Genomic DNA, 15,041 nt, shown 5'->3' with positions numbered 1-15,041 from the left:
CCTGCGTTGCGGTCCAATAGCGCAGCAAATTGGAAATGCCTAGCCAGAGACAGCTTTGCGCACCAGATCAAGGTAGATTGCTTCAATCCGCTCGGTCTCAAGTGCACCGTCTGTTCGGTACCAGTTGCTCAGCCCCGTCAGCATCGCGATCAGCGCGCGTGTCGCGACACGTGTGTCCTGCGTGGCAAAAACGCCCTCGGTGATCCCTGCCCGCAGGATCGCTTCCAATGCATCTTCGTAATCACGTCTAAGGTCTTCGATAATGGAGAAGTTTTCGGCGGTAAGGTTGCGCAACTCCATGTAGGCGACAAAAACCTGATCGGCCCGCGAAAGATGGAAGCGGATATGGAAACGCGTGAAATGCTCCAGCCGCGCAATTGCATCGCTAGGCTTCTGCTCTGACTGCCAGGCGGACAGCAAAGAGACCAGATGATCGCGCATCAGATCAAACAACAGGCTCTGCTTATCAGGTGTGTAGTTATAGAGCGCACCCGCCTGCACACCGACCTCTGCTGCGATCTGGCGCATCGAAACGGCTGCATACCCGTGCTGCGCAATCAGCCGCACTGCTGCAGCCTGCACTTTTGGGCCGGTGATATCTGAATGAGAGCCCTGTTTTCGCGCCATGCGCGTATTTAACTGAACGCTTGTTCATTTGGGAAGCACTGATCGCCATTTTCCTTGGCAGCAGACCTGTCTATGAAGGCAACATGCGACCTATTCTCGTCATTGCTTTGCTCACGGCCTGCACGCCGTTTCCCGAACTTGCGGGCACGATCAGTCCTGAGGCGCGTGATGCCCCCTACCCTACGCTTACACCGCTGCCCGATCTGAGCATCGCCGCACCGGACGAAACTGACGCGCTGCAGGCGCGTGTTGCGGCATTGCAGGCGCGCGCTGCACGCATTCGGCAGATCGACATCGCCGCGTTGCAGTAACCGCAGCAATTGGCTAGACCCGCAGACGACAGTTTTCTTGGATGGATAAAGCGACATGACTTCTCCTTTGCGGCTTGGAATTGCAGGGCTTGGCACAGTTGGTGTTGGCATTGTCCGGATCATCCAGAAGAACGGCGCGCTTTTGGAATCGCGCGCAGGCCGTCCCATTGAAATAGTCGCGGTATCTGCCCGCTCCAAGGAGAAGGACCGCGGTATCGACCTGTCTGCCTACGCATGGGAAGATGATCCTGTCGCTTTGGCAAAGCGCGATGATATCGACGTCTTTGTCGAGGTCATGGGCGGGCACGAAGGACCTGCAAAGGACGCAACGGAAGCCGCGATCTCGGCCGGCAAAGACGTGGTCAGCGCCAATAAGGCGCTTCTGGCCATACACGGCCAGGCCCTTGCGGAAGCGGCCGAAGAAAAAGGACATGTGATCCGCTTTGAGGCAGCCGTCGCTGGCGGCATCCCTGTGGTCAAGGCGTTGACCGAAGGGCTTGCCGCGAATGAAATCACACGCGTGATGGGCGTGATGAATGGCAGCTGCAACTACATCCTGACACGGATGGAGGATGCAGGCCTCAGCTATCAGGAGGTGTTCGACGAAGCCAACGCCCTGGGCTATCTTGAAGCCGATCCCGAGCTTGACGTCGGCGGCATTGATGCCGGTCACAAGCTGGCGCTATTGTCGTCGATCGCTTTTGGCACACAGGTTGATTTTGATGCGGTCGAACTTGAAGGTATCGGCTCAATCACGATCGAGGATATCCGTCAGGCCGCTGACATGGACTACAAGATCAAGTTGCTTGGTGTTGCGCAAATGACGGGACGCGGCCTTGAACAACGCATGTCGCCTTGTCTTGTCCCGGATCGCTCGCCTCTCGGTCAACTTCAGGGTGGGACAAACATGGTGGTCCTTGAGGGCGATGCCGTCACGCAAGTGGTCTTGCGTGGCCCCGGTGCCGGTGAAGGTCCGACCGCAAGCGCGGTGATGGGCGATGTGATGGATATCGCGCGAGGCGTCCGCATTTCGACATTTGGCCAACCGGCCAAGACGCTGCGGAATGCACGCGCCGCACGTGCAGCCGTCCCGGCGCCTTATTACCTGCGTATGCAACTGGTCGACAAACCGGGAGCGCTGGCCAAAGTTGCCGCTGCATTGGGCGAGGCTGGCATCTCGATTGATCGCATGCGCCAATACGGACATGAAGACACCAACGCGCCCGTCCTGATCGTCACACATAAAACGACCCGTACCGCATTGGACGAAGCGTTGAGCCGCTTTGAGAGCACGGGCGTCGTCACGGGAACACCTGTCGCCATCAGGATCGAGGCTGTTTAGCGCAAACAGTCTTGCCGCGGCAGGTCAGAGGCGATTTAGGGTGCATAACCATTAAAGGAGCCGGCAATGCCAAAGACACCTGATTTCAACGACCGCAATCTTTCCCTCGGTCTCGCTCGCGTGTCGGAAGCCGCCGCAATCGCCTGTGCGTCACTGATTGGCCGCGGAGACGAAAAAGCGGCAGATCAGGCTGCGGTTGATGCGATGCGCACGCAGTTGAACAAACTGGATATCGCTGGCGTTGTCGTCATTGGTGAAGGCGAACGCGACGAAGCGCCGATGCTTTATATCGGTGAGGAAGTCGGCACCGGCACAGGCCCCGGCGTTGATATTGCGCTCGATCCTTTGGAAGGCACCACGCTGACGGCCAAGGATATGCCAAACGCCTTGGCGGTAATTGCGATGGGGCCAAGAGGCTCGATGCTGCACGCACCCGACGTCTATATGGACAAGCTGGCGGTCGGCCCGGGCTTCCGCCAAGGGGTCGTCACACTTGATATGTCGCCGTCCGAACGGGTCTCGGCCCTTGCTGCGGCAAAAGGGTGCTCGACCAATGATATCACAGTCTGTGTGCTTGAGCGCCCACGCCACGAAGAGATGATTGCCGAAATCCGCAGCACCGGTGCCGCGATCCGCCTGATCACTGATGGTGACGTTGCCGGTGTCATGCATACCGCCGAGCGGGGAAAAACCGGTATTGATATGTACATGGGGTCTGGTGGCGCGCCTGAAGGCGTTTTGGCGGCGGCAGCGTTGAAATGCATGGGCGGACAGATCTTCGGACGCCTCACATTCCGTAACGATGACGAACGCGATCGCGCACGCAAGGCAGGGATCACCAATTTTGATCGGGTCTACACGCGTGATGACATGGTGACCGGCGATGTGATCTTTGCCGCAACCGGCGTGACCGATGGTTCGCTTGTCCCCGGCATCAAGCGCGAGGTCGGTTTTGTCACCGCTGAAACCATTTTGATGCGCTCCAAAACAGGTTCAGTGCGCCGCATGATTTACCGCAATCCTGTCAGCTGATCAGCGACACCTTCGAGACGTGTTTTTGCGTCAAATGAAGTGGCGCTCTGACGATTGACCGTCTAGTTTGCGGGCGATGGATCACGCTGCCGAAATCCCCGCATTCCTGAATGTTGAAACCTCGCTGACAGGTCGGCGCTGGATCGGACCATCTGCCGCGCAGGACCGTGCTGCAGAGGCCTTGGCCCAGCAAAAATCCTTGCCAGCGGCGCTGTGCCGTGTGCTGGCCTCGCGCGGCGTCGAAGCCGCTGATGTCGACAGTTTCCTTGCACCCAAACTCAAGGATCTTTTGCCAGATCCGCGCGGCCTGAAAGACATGAACGCTGCCAGCGAGAGGTTTCTTGCGGCTGTTGAGAAACGCCAGCGGATTGCGGTCTTTGCGGACTATGACGTCGATGGTGGCAGCAGTGCTGCATTGCTTTTGACCTGGCTGCGGCAGATGGGTCAGGACGCAACCCTCTACGTGCCAGACAGAATTGACGAGGGGTATGGCCCGAATGATAAGGCGATGCGGAGCTTGGCCGCAGAACACGATCTGATCATCTGCGTTGATTGCGGCACGCTTTCGCATGGACCGATCAAGGCGGCGGTTGGCGCAGATGTGGTCGTCCTTGACCATCACCTTGGCGGCGAGACATTGCCTGAGGCGCTCGCGGTCGTGAACCCCAACAGACAGGACGAGTCCGGCACGCTTTCCCACCTCTGTGCCGCAGCCGTCGTTTTTCTGATGCTTGTCGAGGCAAACCGCCTCTTGCGGGAAAAGGGCAAGACTGGACCTGACCTCATGGCGATGCTCGATCTGGTGGCCTTGGCAACGGTGGCTGATGTTGCGCCGCTTACTGGAATCAATCGCGCCTTTGTGCGTCAGGGTCTGGCGGTCATGGCACGGCGGCAACGCGTCGGGCTGACAGCCCTTTGTGATGTTGCAGGGCTGCATGAAAGCCCGACAAGCTACCATCTGGGCTACCTTCTGGGGCCACGAGTCAACGCCGGAGGACGCATCGGGAAGGCCGATATCGGTGCAAGGCTGCTCTCAACCGACAATGCACAAGAAGCCGACGGCCTCGCCGCGCGACTTGACGCGTTGAATACCGAACGGCGCGAAGTCGAGAACGCCGTCCGCGACGCCGCTTTGCTGCAAGCAACCGAAAGGGGGCTCGATGGCCCACTTGTCTGGGCCGCCGGCGAAGGCTGGCACCCCGGTGTGGTGGGGATTGTCGCTGCTCGCTTGAAAGAGGCGACAAACCGACCGGCGGTTGTGATCGGACTTGAAGGCGATGAAGGCAAAGGGTCCGGCAGATCCGTCAGCGGGATTGATCTTGGAGCTTCCATTCAGCGGCTCGGACAGGAAGGACTGTTGATCAAAGGCGGCGGCCACAAGATGGCGGCGGGACTGACGGTGGAGCGCGAAAAACTAGACGCGGCCATGGATCGTCTTGGTGAGCTTTTGGCAAAGCAAGGTGCTGGTGCGCTTGGACCGGCCGATCTGCGTGTCAGTGGGTTGCTCATGCCACAGGCGGCCACGACAGACCTGGTTGCGGCCTTGGAAACCGCCGGTCCATTCGGCGCCGGCGCCCCTGCCCCACGCTTCGCATTCCCCGATTGCCAGATCCATTTCGCAAAACAAGTCGGCGCAAATCACCTTAAAATCAGCTTTGGCGACGGTCTGGGATCGCGCATTGACGCCATCGCTTTCGGCGCAATGGACGGCCCGATGGGGGCAAGGTTGTGCAATCACAATGGTGCCCGTTTTCACTTGGCTGGCCGCCTCGAAATCAACACCTGGCAAGGACGACAGTCAGTTCAATTGCGGCTCGAGGATGCCGCCGAAGCCCACTGAGAATTTCGTCGAAAAACCGCAAAAAGGCTCTTGCGTGCCTCGCGCAGTTTCCCTAAAAGCGGCGCACCAACAGCGGTCCCTTCGTCTATCGGTTAGGACGCCAGGTTTTCAACCTGGAAAGAGGGGTTCGATTCCCCTAGGGACTGCCATTGGTCTTCCGCGTATCTCTCTGATCTATGCAGCACTGCAGTTGCGTGCGTCTGCGGCGCGCCTTCTCATTTGTGTTGATGCAGGCAGCCACCTTTACGATTCTGCGTGACCTGCTACCTCTGACATAACCACTTATGTAAAATGAGGTTCACTTATGTCGCTTCGCTATCTGCACACGATGGTCCGTGTCAAAGATCTCGAAAAATCCATCGCTTTTTACGCGTTGCTTGGTCTGCAAGAAACCCGGCGCTTTGAAAACGAAGGTGGCCGGTTCACGCTTGTTTTTATGGCCCCTCCCGATCAGGAAGAAGCACCCATCGAATTGACCTATAACTGGGATGGTGACGACGAACTGCCGTCTGACAGCCGTCACTTCGGGCATCTGGCCTATCGTGTCGACGACATCTATGCCGTATGCCAGCACCTGATGGACAATGGTGTGACGATCAACCGTCCACCGCGCGACGGTCACATGGCCTTCGTGCGATCGCCCGACAACATCTCGATTGAGTTGTTACAGGCCGGCGATGATCTGCCACCGCAAGAACCTTGGGCAAGTATGGAGAACACAGGCCATTGGTAAGACTGGCGGCCCTATTGGCTGCATTCGCGCAACCGGCTGAGGCATGCCGGCTCGCGCTTGCCATCGGACTGGATACGTCGGTATCGGTCGACGCCGATGAGGATCGCTTGCAACGTCAAGGCCTCGCAAATGCCCTGCGCGCCGATGAAGTCAGGCAAGCCTTCCTCGTCTCGCCTGATCCTGTGGCGTTGCTGGTTTACGAATGGAGCGACCGCGACCAGCAGCGTGACCTCAGCGCATGGACGCTGATCACCGACCTTGCAACGCTCGACGCGGTGGCCGCAGAGATCGAGCGATCCACGCGCGGAGCGGTCGCCCAACAGACCGCCTTGGGTTTCGCGCTGGCCTATGCGGCGCAGCGAATGGAGGAGGCACCAGACTGCATCTTCCAAACCATTGATATCGTTGGGGATGGCGCCAATAATCAGGGGTTCAGCCCACAGACGGCCTATGCCACGATGGCATTCGACAGCGTCATCGTGAATGCTTTGGCTGTTGAAACAGAGGACGGCAATACCACGCAGTATTTCACTGACAGCGTGATCCGGGGCCCCGGGTCCTTTGTTGAAACTGCGATGGGGTTCTCCGATTTTGAGGCGGCGATGCGCCGTAAACTGGTCCGCGAGCTGACGTCTCAGGTTTTGGGGCGTGCCGACCAAATAACGGCGGATCGCGGGTGATCCGGCTGCTCGTGACGTTGTTGCTGCTTCCCGGAATGGCGCAGGCAGTGTGCCGTCAGGCTTTATCACTTGGTCTCGATGTATCGCGTTCAGTCGACGCGGCTGAATACAGGCTGCAGCTGGATGGCGTCGCCGCCGCGCTGAATGCCGATGCGGTTCAGGAGATTTTCTTTCTGCAACCCGGCGCACCGATCCGAATCCATGTCTTTGAATGGAGCGGCCCGGTCAATCAGACCGAGATCGTGCCTTGGACGGCGATCCGCACGCCTGCCGATCTTGCCTCAGTGACGTCCACCCTCGCCAACCATGACCGCACGCCGGCGGCACCAACGACCGCCATCGGTTCAGCCATTCTTCAAGGGTTCGCTTATCTTTCCACTCAAAGCGACTGCTGGAAGCGCACGCTGGATTTGTCCGGCGACGGCGAAACGAACACTGGACCCTTGCCGCAGAACATCACTGAGGACCAGCGCCCCTCTGGCGTCACAGTAAACGGGCTGGTGATTGGTGCGGGTGATCTTCGCGGTGACGACGAGCGATTTAGCGATATCAAACAACTCTCGTCCTACTACCGCGTCAATGTCATTCGCGGGCCCGGAGCCTTTGTGGAAGTTGCGCTTGGGTACGAGGATTATGCCGCGGCAATGGAGCGCAAATTGCTCAGAGAGCTTTCGAGTCTGGCGATCGGACAGCTAATTACGGACAAGCCTCGCGACGTCCTTGAATGACACATCTGAACCGATTGCAATTTGGGTGAAGGCACTTCGCGACGTAAATTGGCCTATTTCGCAAATGTCATGGGCCAGTGGCAACTGATTGAAGAGCGGGTCGATATCCAGCATACCGACCCGCCTGAAACCGTTACCAATCGTTACTCACACAACCAAACTCTCCTATAGGAAACACCCAAATATCGTCAAAAAGAAGGCCATTTAAAGCGCTTTAGTAGATGTAGCGAATTTGTTCCGTCCAATACCGTTCGACACGCCGTAAAGCCGTCGCAATTTCCTCAACACCATCAAGATCAAGAATGTCCCGCGCGATCAGACCTTCCGCATGTTTGCGGAACAAGCGCGAGACGACCATGTGGACCCCGCGCCCTTTTTCAGTCAGCCGCACCCTGACAGATCTACGATCAACCATGCTGCGTTCGTGATGCATGTACCCTGCTTCAACCAGTTTCTTGAGGTTGTAAGAGACATTTGACCCTTGATAGTAACCACGCGATTTCAACTCGCCTGCCGTGACCTCATTGTCCCCGACGTTAAACAACAACAGCGCCTGGACAGGATTGAGTTCCAGCAATCCCAGCCTTTCAAATTCATCCTTGATCACATCAAGCAAAAGCCGGTGCAGCCTTTCGACAAGATTGAGCGCGTCAAGATAGCTGTCCATGAAGGCCGCACTGCGCGCGGCATCAGCACTGTCGGTTTGCGCCATGGGGACGTTTCGCTGCATCGTCATGTGAGTGTCCATTTCTGCATGGAACGCAGAACTAGACCCAAAGCGCGAAGAATTGGTTAAGCCGCCGCTTAATCTGCTGACGTCTGGGGTTTGCTTACGCCATGGGCACCGGCAGCAATATGCGTGATCATGTCCAGATATTCTTCAGGCACAGCAAATTGCCCGCCAATCCAACCATAAAGATCGTGATCGTTTTCGTTCAGCAGGCGATCATAGAGCGCAAGTGCATTGTCAGAGAAATCGTCAAGATGGGTGTCGGCATAGGCAGAAAGGATCAGATCCATCTCCTTGATGCCGCGCCGCATTGACCGCATCCGCAGTCGTTTGATCATCGTTTCTCTTGTCTCAGCCATCAGGCCTCTTTCAATACCTTCCGAAGGCGTTTTTCAACCCGTGCCATTTTCTCGGACGTCAGCTTTACCTCACTGCGCAACCCGCGCAACTCGGCCAATAGATCAGCGACATCACCGTCGAGGTAACCCTCATCCTCAGGCGCGGCCGGACCTTCTCCATCGCCCGTCAGCAACCAGGTGATTGAAACACCCAGGATGCCGGACAGCATCTGCAAACGATTTGCCCGAGGCTCCTTGAGGTCGTTCTCCCAGCTTGAGATCACATTGCGCCGCACGCCGAGCTTGGCAGCCAATGCAGCCTGATCCATCCCGGCCGCTTCACGCGCTCCCGCCAGACGGTCGCCAAATGTTGCGGTTTCCTCGCTAAACCATCCTTGATCGTCGGTCATCGCGGCCTCCTTGCGGCTTGCTATCAGACGTCCATGCGCTCTATGTCACAGACAGTGCTGTGATACCACCGGATGAACTGATGACCTTTCTCTCTGCGACACTCGACCGCGTTAAACCGTCCCCCACGATTGCCGTGACAACCAAGGCTGCCGAGCTGAAGGCCGCAGGCCGAGACGTGATCGGGCTTGGCGCTGGTGAGCCTGACTTTGACACGCCCCAAAACATCAAGGACGCCGCAATTGCCGCAATCAACGCAGGCAAAACAAAATATACCGCCGTTGACGGTATCCCCGAACTAAAGCAGGCGATCTGTGCCAAGTTCGCGCGCGATAACGGGCTGACCTATTCCCCGGCGCAGGTCAGCGTCGGCACAGGTGGCAAGCAGGTTCTTTACAATGCCTTTATGGCAACGCTGAACGCCAGCGATGAAGTGATCATCCCTGCCCCCTACTGGGTCAGCTACCCCGACATGGTTTTGCTGGCAGGCGGCACCCCTGTCACCGTAGAAGCCACGCTCGAAGCGAATTTCAAAATCACGGCCGAACAACTTGAGGCGGCGATCACACCAAAGACCAAGTGGTTCTTGTTCAACTCCCCCTCCAATCCGACAGGTGCGGGCTATTCATGGGATGAACTGAAGGCGCTGACGGATGTCTTGCTGCGCCACCCGCATGTCTGGGTGATGACCGATGATATGTATGAGCACTTGGCCTATGACGACTTTGCATTCTGCACGCCCGCTCAAGTCGAACCACAACTTTATGACCGCACCTTAACGGTCAACGGCGTCTCGAAAGCCTATGCGATGACGGGCTGGCGGATTGGTTACGCCGCAGGGCCAGAGGCGTTGATCAAAGCCATGCGCAAAGTGCAGTCCCAATCAACCTCAAACCCCTGTTCTGTCAGCCAATGGGCCGCCGTCGAGGCACTGAATGGCACACAGGACTTCCTTGCACCCAACAATGAAATCTTCACGCGCCGGCGCGATTTGGTCGTCGAAATGCTCAACCAGGCACCTGGCATTGTTTGCCCCAAGCCCGAAGGGGCGTTCTACGTCTATCCCTCAATTGCCGAATGCATCGGCAAGACCTCTGCCGGAGGTGCCCTTATTGAGAACGACGAGGCTTTCGCGACTGCGCTTCTGGAGGAAAAAGGCGTTGCGGTCGTGTTCGGCGCGGCCTTCGGCTTGTCGCCAAACTTCCGCGTCAGCTACGCCACCTCTGACGAGGCCCTCAAAGAGGCGTGCCAGCGCATCATTGATTTCTGCAATGCACTGAAATGAGCACTGAGCCGGAACTTTACTTTCGCATTCGTGAAAACGGCGCGGTGGTCTTCAGGCTGGATGGAGACAACCGCGACCTGCGCATTTCCTATGACCAGATTGCTGTGATCAATACCAATCGCGGTGACTACCGCGCGCATGGAGACCATGAACTCACACCTGCCGAAGAAACGGAAATTCAACGCTGGATCAACGACAGGCTTGCGCTTTTGCAAAAGCGTGAAAGCGATGATGCCGCCCGGCTTGTGGACCAGTTGAACCTTGCGACCCAATGGGCACAGACAAAGGCCAGTGACAGCCAACTGGACAGCGTGACTGACGATCTTGTGCAAGCCATGCATGATTTGCGCACGGTGCTGCTCCGCAAGAAAGCAGATCGGATCAGCAGAAGCTGAGCCGAGGGCCTTCGTCCTCTGAACGCGCGCTTAGTTCAAGAGGATCAGTCGTCGGCGTGATGGTGATCGTGCATCTGCCCACCATCGCGCGCCTCAACCTTGAAAGTCACATCGACACGGCCGGCATTTTCAAAAACCAGTACGGCAGGTACTTCGCTATCCAGCACGAACGGCGCCGATAACCCCATAAACATCACATGCATCTCACCGGGCATCAGCGTGACAGTCTCGCCTGCGCCAATCGTGATGCCATCCTCAAGGTGTACCATCCTTGCCACGCCATCATCCGTTTCCGTCGTATGCAGCATCACACGCGGAAAATCGGCTTCCACAGCAACCAGGCGATCTTCGCTCTCGCCCGTATTGGTGATGGCCAGATAGCCGCCGCCAGCGCGGGCGGTTGCGGTCGTTTCAAAGACGTAAGGGTGCGCGATGGTCAAATCGCCAATTACGTAGTCGTGGGCAGCGCTCGTGCTTGCCGCAAAAACCAAAGAAAGTGAGGCCAGAAAAGTTTTCAGTTGCATCGTCTTATCCAAATGATCGGCACGCGAGGGCCCTGTCATCGCCGGATATAATACGAGCGCGCTTTCACCACCAGAGGTCGCGCTGCGTCAGTGTGTCATACGCCCTGCGGCAGCGGCCGCCCTTCGTCCCATGCGATGATGTTGTCGATGGCCATTTGGCCCATTGCCTCGCGCACTTCGAGCGCCGCTGTTCCAAGGTGAGGCAGCAGAACAACGTTTTCAAGCGCACGAAAATCATCTGGCACATGGGGCTCATGTTCGAACACATCCAGACCGGCACCGGCAATGACACCTGTCTGCAAGGCAAGGATCAAGGCAGGTTCATCCACCACATCACCGCGCGCGATATTGACGAATATCCCCGTCGGCTTCATCGCTGCCAATGCGGCTGCGTCAATCAGATGGGTGTTGGCACCACCACCTGGAACGGTGACCACAATAATATCTGCGGCCCCCATCAACTCATGCAGGTCGTCTATCTGTTCAGCCGGGAAGTCGACCGATTTGGGCGAACGATTGTAATAGAGAACAGGCATTTCAAAGCCGTAATGGCAGCGCCGCGCCACTGCCTGCCCGATCCGGCCCATTCCGACGATGCCAACGGTCTTGCCGGTGACATGTGTTCCAAGCATCTGCGTCGGCCCCCACCCGGTCCACCGGTCGGCACGGACAAGGCGTTCGCCCTCACCGGCGCGCCTGCAAGTCGCAAGAATGAGCGTCAAACCAATATCCGCCGTTGCATCCGTCACGACATCGGGCGTGTTCGAGACAAGGACACCGCAACGCGCGGCTGCTTTTGTATCAATGTGGTTGTACCCGACGCCGAAGTTGGCCAGCACACCACAGCGCAGATCACCCACGAAGGCCTCTTCCGAGAACTGGTCGCCCAAAGTCGGCAGGATGGCATCATAGGTCTGCAACGCCTCCGCTGCTTCGGCAGTGGTCAGACCATCCGCCCTGTCGCGCACGGTAACGTCAAAGCGGGCTCTGGCCGCCGCGAGATTTGCCTCTGGCAGCAGGCGCGTGATCAACAGCTTTTTCAATGCATACGTCCTCCGTTGGGAACCGCGTGGTCCGGTGATGCCAAAACAATGGCGCCGTCAGCATCTGAAAAGCCTAAGACAAGGACCTCAGACATGAACTTTCCGATCTGGCGCGGCGGGAAGTTCACCACTGCCATGACCTGACGGCCAACAAGCGCCTCGGGCGCATAGTGCACGGTGATCTGGGCGGATGTCTTTCGCTCCCCGATTTCTTCACCAAAATCGATCCAGAGTTTGATGGCCGGTTTGCGGGCCTCTGGATAAGGTTCTGCGCGCAGCACAGTGCCGACGCGGATATCGACCTTCAGGAAATCATCGATTGAAATCTCAGCCATTGGCCAACTCCCTTGAGCGGGCAGCAGCGGCCGCGACGGCGCGTTGCAACAAACGCGGAAACCCCGTTTCGGTGTCCATGAGGACGTCCAGCGCCGCCTGTGTCGTGCCGTTGGGTGATGTGACGTTGATGCGCAACTGTGTTGGATCATCGTCCGCAGTCTCGGCCAGTTCACCTGCGCCGCCCACGGTCGCCTTTGCCAGATCCATGGCGAGTGCGGGCGGCAGACCTTCTGCTTCACCTGCTGCGGCCAATGTCTCGATCAGATGAAAAACGTAAGCCGGGCCGGATCCTGAAACGGCAGTCACCGCGTCCATCTGGTCTTCGCTTTCCAGACGCACACATTGCCCGATCGACAAAAGCAATGCCTCTGCCATGTCCATCGCACCGGCTGAGACATTGCCATTGCCGACAAGCGCGGTGATCCCGCGACCGATCGCGGCTGGCGTGTTCGGCATCGCCCGCACGATCGGCGTTTTAGACCCCAAGACGTTTTCAAACGTCGCAATCGGTGTTCCTGCAGCCACAGAAATGACCAGCGTTTCTCCGTCGCCCAGCGCATCTACATCCGGCAGTGCCTCTGCCATCATCTGCGGCTTGACGGCGATCACAGCCACTGCGGGGTGCTCAGGCAGATCAGCGCCAATATGCACGCCCTGCGTTTTCAGCCAATCAGAGGGATAGGGATCAATGACATATACGGAGCTGGGTGGCAGGCCGGACCGCAACCAGCCGCTCAGCATCGCCGACCCCATCTTGCCGCAGCCCAGCATCACCAGACCGCGTGCGGCGACATCATTCATATTCATGGAAAGCAACCTCTTACCTACCCAAGCAGAGGTTACGCCAGTGCACGGCGGGTGAAAACCCACCTTACACTCTTAAGTGTCAAGCGCGGCCGTAAGCCCCGCCGATTGCCACCTCGACCGCCTCTTGTGCGGTCCGGTCGGCCCATGTCACCAATTGGATCGCAGGATAATATTGCTCACAAGCGGCCACCGCGGCATTGATCATCGTGTCGATCTGGTCGGGACCTGCCACCTGATCACCCGCGAGCATCAACCCATAGCGATAGACCATCAGCTTTTGCTCTTCCCACCATGTGAAGGCACCAGCCCAGCATCTGTCGTTGATCGTGTTCAGCGTTTCGTAAAGGGCCGGCATACGGTCAGCCGGTGGCTCCATGTCATAGGTGCAGATCAAGCGCAGCGTTTCGTCATAAGCCGACCACGCAAGCGTGATTGAGTAGGTGCGCCACTGCCCTTCGACCGCCATCGCGATCTGATCATCGTGGATGCGATCGAACTCCCAAGCGTGGTGTTCGGCGATGTGTTCCACAAGATCAATCGGATGCAGATCGTCCGCTTCGAGGTAATGCTCGGATAATGCCATATGCTCGGCCTCACTCTGTTTGGCGCAAGGGGCATGGCAGTGCCCAAGCGCTAGGTGCCTGCTCAATGGGAGGTATTTTTACCTTATATCCCTACCAAATATCGTGGACCGTCGGGGGGCGATGTGTAAAGCAATTTCTTGGGGATAAAGTAGTGCGGTCTACTATTTGTTGGGGATAACCATTGCATATGGTGTCACTCCAGCCCAATCTACATTGAGAAAACGGAGCCTCAAATGAACATCGATCTACTCAAGCGCCTTTGTGAAATGCCAGGGGTTCCAGGCCATGAAGAGCGTGTCCGCGCGCTCATCGAAAACGAGGTTTCCGACCTTTTCGATTCGGTCGAGACCGACCCGATGGGCTCCCTTTTGTGTCGCCGCGACGCAAAGGGCGCTGATCCGACACGGATCATGCTGCTCTGCCACATGGACGAAATCGGTTTTCTGGTCAGCCACATCGACAAGAAGGGCTTTCTCTACCTGCAGCCGGTCGGTGGCTTTGATCCGCGCAACCTGTTTTCGCGCCGTGTCCTTGTGTGCACCGACGACGGCGATTTCAAAGGTGTGATGAATCCCGGCGGTAAACCCATCCATATCTCCGGGCCGGAAGACCGCAAGAAGGTTCCCGCAGTGGGCGAGTTCTTCGTTGATCTGGGGATGGGCGAAAAGGCGCGCGATATAGTGAAGGTCGGCGACTACGTTGTGATGGACGAGCCTTTCATCGAAATCGGAGACAAGTTTGTCTCCAAGGCCCTCGATAACCGCATCGCCTGCTGGCTTGGCATTGAGGCAATCCGCGCGCTTGGCGACAAGGGCCGTGGTGCGGAGATCCATGTTGCCTTCACCACTCAAGAAGAGGTCGGTTTGCGCGGTGCACGCACATCAGCCTACCGGACCAAACCTGACATTGGCCTGGGTATTGATGTGACCTTGTCCTGTGACACACCCGGCATCCCCGAAAAGGATGCCACAACCCAACAGGGCGGAGGGTTCGGGCTGCATGTCCGCGACAGCTCTTTCATTGCTGACAAGGCGCTTGTGCGTGAAATCGAAGACCTCGCGATCAAGAAGGGCATTCCCTACCAGCGCACGATGCTTGCCGCTGGCGGGCAAGACGGTGCCGCCGCACAACAAGCGGCCGCAGGCGCGCGTGCCGTCGGCATTACTGTCGGGACACGATACATCCACACCGTCACAGAAATGATCGAAAAAAGCGATCTTCAGGCAGCGTTGGATATCCTTGTGGCCTATCTCAGCGAGCAATAACGCCGCGCGCCACCCGATCGCGCCGCAGCGGCA

Annotated in this window: 19 protein-coding genes and 1 tRNA gene; 11 read left to right on the top strand and 9 right to left on the bottom strand. The window is 57.7% G+C overall.

Features of this window, described 5'->3' with window-relative positions:
• Positions 1 to 39 precede the first annotated feature (39 nt).
• Positions 40 to 627 (bottom strand): TetR/AcrR family transcriptional regulator, encoded by a 588-nt coding sequence (locus BM316_RS03130; protein WP_090203862.1) that lies wholly within the window; start codon positions 625 to 627, stop codon positions 40 to 42.
• 83 nt (positions 628 to 710) lie between these two features.
• Between BM316_RS03130 and BM316_RS03125 the strand changes: the two genes are divergently transcribed.
• The 8 genes from BM316_RS03125 (at position 711) to BM316_RS03090 (ending at position 7,293) form a co-directional block, all read left to right on the top strand.
• Complete coding sequence (locus BM316_RS03125; RefSeq protein ID WP_090207435.1) at positions 711 to 938, top strand: hypothetical protein; 228 nt, start codon at positions 711 to 713, stop codon at positions 936 to 938.
• A 55-nt stretch (positions 939 to 993) separates the two neighbouring features.
• Positions 994 to 2,280, top strand: coding sequence for a homoserine dehydrogenase (locus BM316_RS03120; protein ID WP_090203860.1), 1,287 nt, complete (start codon positions 994 to 996; stop codon positions 2,278 to 2,280).
• 66 nt (positions 2,281 to 2,346) lie between these two features.
• The gene (gene glpX, locus BM316_RS03115; RefSeq protein WP_090203857.1) at positions 2,347 to 3,312 is read left to right on the top strand and encodes a class II fructose-bisphosphatase; all 966 of its coding nucleotides are present in this window, start codon (positions 2,347 to 2,349) and stop codon (positions 3,310 to 3,312) included.
• 76 nt (positions 3,313 to 3,388) lie between these two features.
• Positions 3,389 to 5,152, top strand: a complete 1,764-nt coding sequence (gene recJ / locus BM316_RS03110) for a single-stranded-DNA-specific exonuclease RecJ (RefSeq protein WP_090203855.1) — start codon at positions 3,389 to 3,391, stop codon at positions 5,150 to 5,152.
• Between the two features lie 74 nt (positions 5,153 to 5,226).
• A tRNA-Glu gene (locus BM316_RS03105) sits at positions 5,227 to 5,301 on the top strand.
• Between the two features lie 155 nt (positions 5,302 to 5,456).
• Positions 5,457 to 5,885 (top strand): VOC family protein, encoded by a 429-nt coding sequence (locus BM316_RS03100; protein ID WP_090203852.1) that lies wholly within the window; start codon positions 5,457 to 5,459, stop codon positions 5,883 to 5,885.
• Between the two features lie 14 nt (positions 5,886 to 5,899).
• Positions 5,900 to 6,565 (top strand): DUF1194 domain-containing protein, encoded by a 666-nt coding sequence (locus BM316_RS03095; RefSeq protein ID WP_242649727.1) that lies wholly within the window; start codon positions 5,900 to 5,902, stop codon positions 6,563 to 6,565.
• The gene (locus BM316_RS03090; protein WP_242649725.1) at positions 6,562 to 7,293 is read left to right on the top strand and encodes a DUF1194 domain-containing protein; all 732 of its coding nucleotides are present in this window, start codon (positions 6,562 to 6,564) and stop codon (positions 7,291 to 7,293) included. Before BM316_RS03095 ends, BM316_RS03090 begins: the two co-directional genes overlap by 4 nt.
• 214 nt (positions 7,294 to 7,507) lie before the next feature.
• On the opposite strand, the gene BM316_RS03085 is transcribed toward BM316_RS03090, so the two are convergent.
• The 3 genes from BM316_RS03085 to BM316_RS03075 form a co-directional block, all read right to left on the bottom strand.
• Positions 7,508 to 8,005, bottom strand: coding sequence for a MarR family winged helix-turn-helix transcriptional regulator (locus tag BM316_RS03085; protein ID WP_090207429.1), 498 nt, complete (start codon positions 8,003 to 8,005; stop codon positions 7,508 to 7,510).
• 92 nt (positions 8,006 to 8,097) lie between these two features.
• A complete protein-coding gene (locus BM316_RS03080; RefSeq protein WP_090203848.1) occupies positions 8,098 to 8,382 on the bottom strand; it encodes a succinate dehydrogenase assembly factor 2 in 285 nt (94 codons plus the stop codon).
• Positions 8,382 to 8,771, bottom strand: a complete 390-nt coding sequence (locus BM316_RS03075; RefSeq protein WP_090203845.1) for a helix-turn-helix domain-containing protein — start codon at positions 8,769 to 8,771, stop codon at positions 8,382 to 8,384. Before BM316_RS03075 ends, BM316_RS03080 begins: the two co-directional genes overlap by 1 nt.
• 80 nt (positions 8,772 to 8,851) lie before the next feature.
• Here BM316_RS03075 and BM316_RS03070 point away from each other — a divergent pair, with 80 nt between their 5' ends.
• Both BM316_RS03070 and BM316_RS03065 read left to right on the top strand, forming a co-directional pair.
• Positions 8,852 to 10,054, top strand: coding sequence for a pyridoxal phosphate-dependent aminotransferase (locus BM316_RS03070; protein ID WP_090207427.1), 1,203 nt, complete (start codon positions 8,852 to 8,854; stop codon positions 10,052 to 10,054).
• A complete protein-coding gene (locus BM316_RS03065) occupies positions 10,051 to 10,449 on the top strand; it encodes a hypothetical protein (RefSeq protein WP_090203843.1) in 399 nt (132 codons plus the stop codon). The genes BM316_RS03070 and BM316_RS03065 overlap by 4 nt, the downstream gene beginning before the upstream one ends.
• Before the next feature lie 44 nt (positions 10,450 to 10,493).
• On the opposite strand, the gene BM316_RS03060 is transcribed toward BM316_RS03065, so the two are convergent.
• The 5 genes from BM316_RS03060 to BM316_RS03040 all read right to left on the bottom strand — a co-directional run bounded on the left by BM316_RS03060 (position 10,494) and on the right by BM316_RS03040 (position 13,742).
• Positions 10,494 to 10,973 (bottom strand): copper chaperone PCu(A)C, encoded by a 480-nt coding sequence (locus tag BM316_RS03060; RefSeq protein ID WP_090207424.1) that lies wholly within the window; start codon positions 10,971 to 10,973, stop codon positions 10,494 to 10,496.
• A gap of 95 nt (positions 10,974 to 11,068) precedes the next feature.
• Positions 11,069 to 12,016 carry a 2-hydroxyacid dehydrogenase gene (locus tag BM316_RS03055; RefSeq protein ID WP_090203841.1) on the bottom strand — a complete coding sequence of 316 codons (948 nt, stop codon included), beginning with the start codon at positions 12,014 to 12,016 and terminating at the stop codon, positions 11,069 to 11,071.
• Positions 12,013 to 12,351 (bottom strand): tRNA-binding protein, encoded by a 339-nt coding sequence (locus BM316_RS03050; protein ID WP_090203837.1) that lies wholly within the window; start codon positions 12,349 to 12,351, stop codon positions 12,013 to 12,015. The genes BM316_RS03055 and BM316_RS03050 overlap by 4 nt, the downstream gene beginning before the upstream one ends.
• Positions 12,344 to 13,159, bottom strand: a complete 816-nt coding sequence (gene proC / locus BM316_RS03045) for a pyrroline-5-carboxylate reductase (RefSeq protein ID WP_090203834.1) — start codon at positions 13,157 to 13,159, stop codon at positions 12,344 to 12,346. Before proC ends, BM316_RS03050 begins: the two co-directional genes overlap by 8 nt.
• 79 nt (positions 13,160 to 13,238) lie before the next feature.
• Complete coding sequence (locus tag BM316_RS03040) at positions 13,239 to 13,742, bottom strand: type III secretion system chaperone family protein (RefSeq protein WP_090203831.1); 504 nt, start codon at positions 13,740 to 13,742, stop codon at positions 13,239 to 13,241.
• A gap of 234 nt (positions 13,743 to 13,976) precedes the next feature.
• On the opposite strand from BM316_RS03040, the gene BM316_RS03035 reads away from it, so the two are divergent.
• Positions 13,977 to 15,008, top strand: a complete 1,032-nt coding sequence (locus tag BM316_RS03035; protein WP_090203829.1) for a M42 family metallopeptidase — start codon at positions 13,977 to 13,979, stop codon at positions 15,006 to 15,008.
• The last annotated feature ends 33 nt before the right edge of the window (positions 15,009 to 15,041 follow it).

Origin of the sequence: Yoonia litorea (genome assembly GCF_900114675.1) — a bacterium.
GTDB classification, from domain to species: Bacteria; Pseudomonadota; Alphaproteobacteria; order Rhodobacterales; family Rhodobacteraceae; genus Yoonia; species Yoonia litorea.
Note: the sequence above shows the minus strand (reverse complement) of the source record. Positions and strands in the feature narration are given on the sequence as shown.

Bases quoted from the DNA above. Each gene is read 5' to 3' on its own strand.
- glpX (WP_090203857.1), top strand. From the start codon at position 2,347: ATGCCAAAGACACCTGATTTCAACGACCGCAATCTTTCCCTCGGTCTC.
- BM316_RS03080 (WP_090203848.1), bottom strand. From the start codon at position 8,382: ATGGCTGAGACAAGAGAAACGATGATCAAACGACTGCGGATGCGGTCA.
- BM316_RS03125 (WP_090207435.1), top strand. From the start codon at position 711: ATGCGACCTATTCTCGTCATTGCTTTGCTCACGGCCTGCACGCCGTTT.
- BM316_RS03035 (WP_090203829.1), top strand. From the start codon at position 13,977: ATGAACATCGATCTACTCAAGCGCCTTTGTGAAATGCCAGGGGTTCCA.
- BM316_RS03085 (WP_090207429.1), bottom strand. From the start codon at position 8,005: ATGGCGCAAACCGACAGTGCTGATGCCGCGCGCAGTGCGGCCTTCATG.
- BM316_RS03040 (WP_090203831.1), bottom strand. From the start codon at position 13,742: ATGGCATTATCCGAGCATTACCTCGAAGCGGACGATCTGCATCCGATT.
- BM316_RS03100 (WP_090203852.1), top strand. From the start codon at position 5,457: ATGTCGCTTCGCTATCTGCACACGATGGTCCGTGTCAAAGATCTCGAA.
- BM316_RS03050 (WP_090203837.1), bottom strand. From the start codon at position 12,351: ATGGCTGAGATTTCAATCGATGATTTCCTGAAGGTCGATATCCGCGTC.
- BM316_RS03130 (WP_090203862.1), bottom strand. From the start codon at position 627: ATGGCGCGAAAACAGGGCTCTCATTCAGATATCACCGGCCCAAAAGTG.
- BM316_RS03070 (WP_090207427.1), top strand. From the start codon at position 8,852: ATGACCTTTCTCTCTGCGACACTCGACCGCGTTAAACCGTCCCCCACG.
- BM316_RS03075 (WP_090203845.1), bottom strand. From the start codon at position 8,771: ATGACCGACGATCAAGGATGGTTTAGCGAGGAAACCGCAACATTTGGC.
- BM316_RS03120 (WP_090203860.1), top strand. From the start codon at position 994: ATGACTTCTCCTTTGCGGCTTGGAATTGCAGGGCTTGGCACAGTTGGT.
- recJ (WP_090203855.1), top strand. From the start codon at position 3,389: ATGGATCACGCTGCCGAAATCCCCGCATTCCTGAATGTTGAAACCTCG.
- proC (WP_090203834.1), bottom strand. From the start codon at position 13,159: ATGAATATGAATGATGTCGCCGCACGCGGTCTGGTGATGCTGGGCTGC.
- BM316_RS03060 (WP_090207424.1), bottom strand. From the start codon at position 10,973: ATGCAACTGAAAACTTTTCTGGCCTCACTTTCTTTGGTTTTTGCGGCA.
- BM316_RS03065 (WP_090203843.1), top strand. From the start codon at position 10,051: ATGAGCACTGAGCCGGAACTTTACTTTCGCATTCGTGAAAACGGCGCG.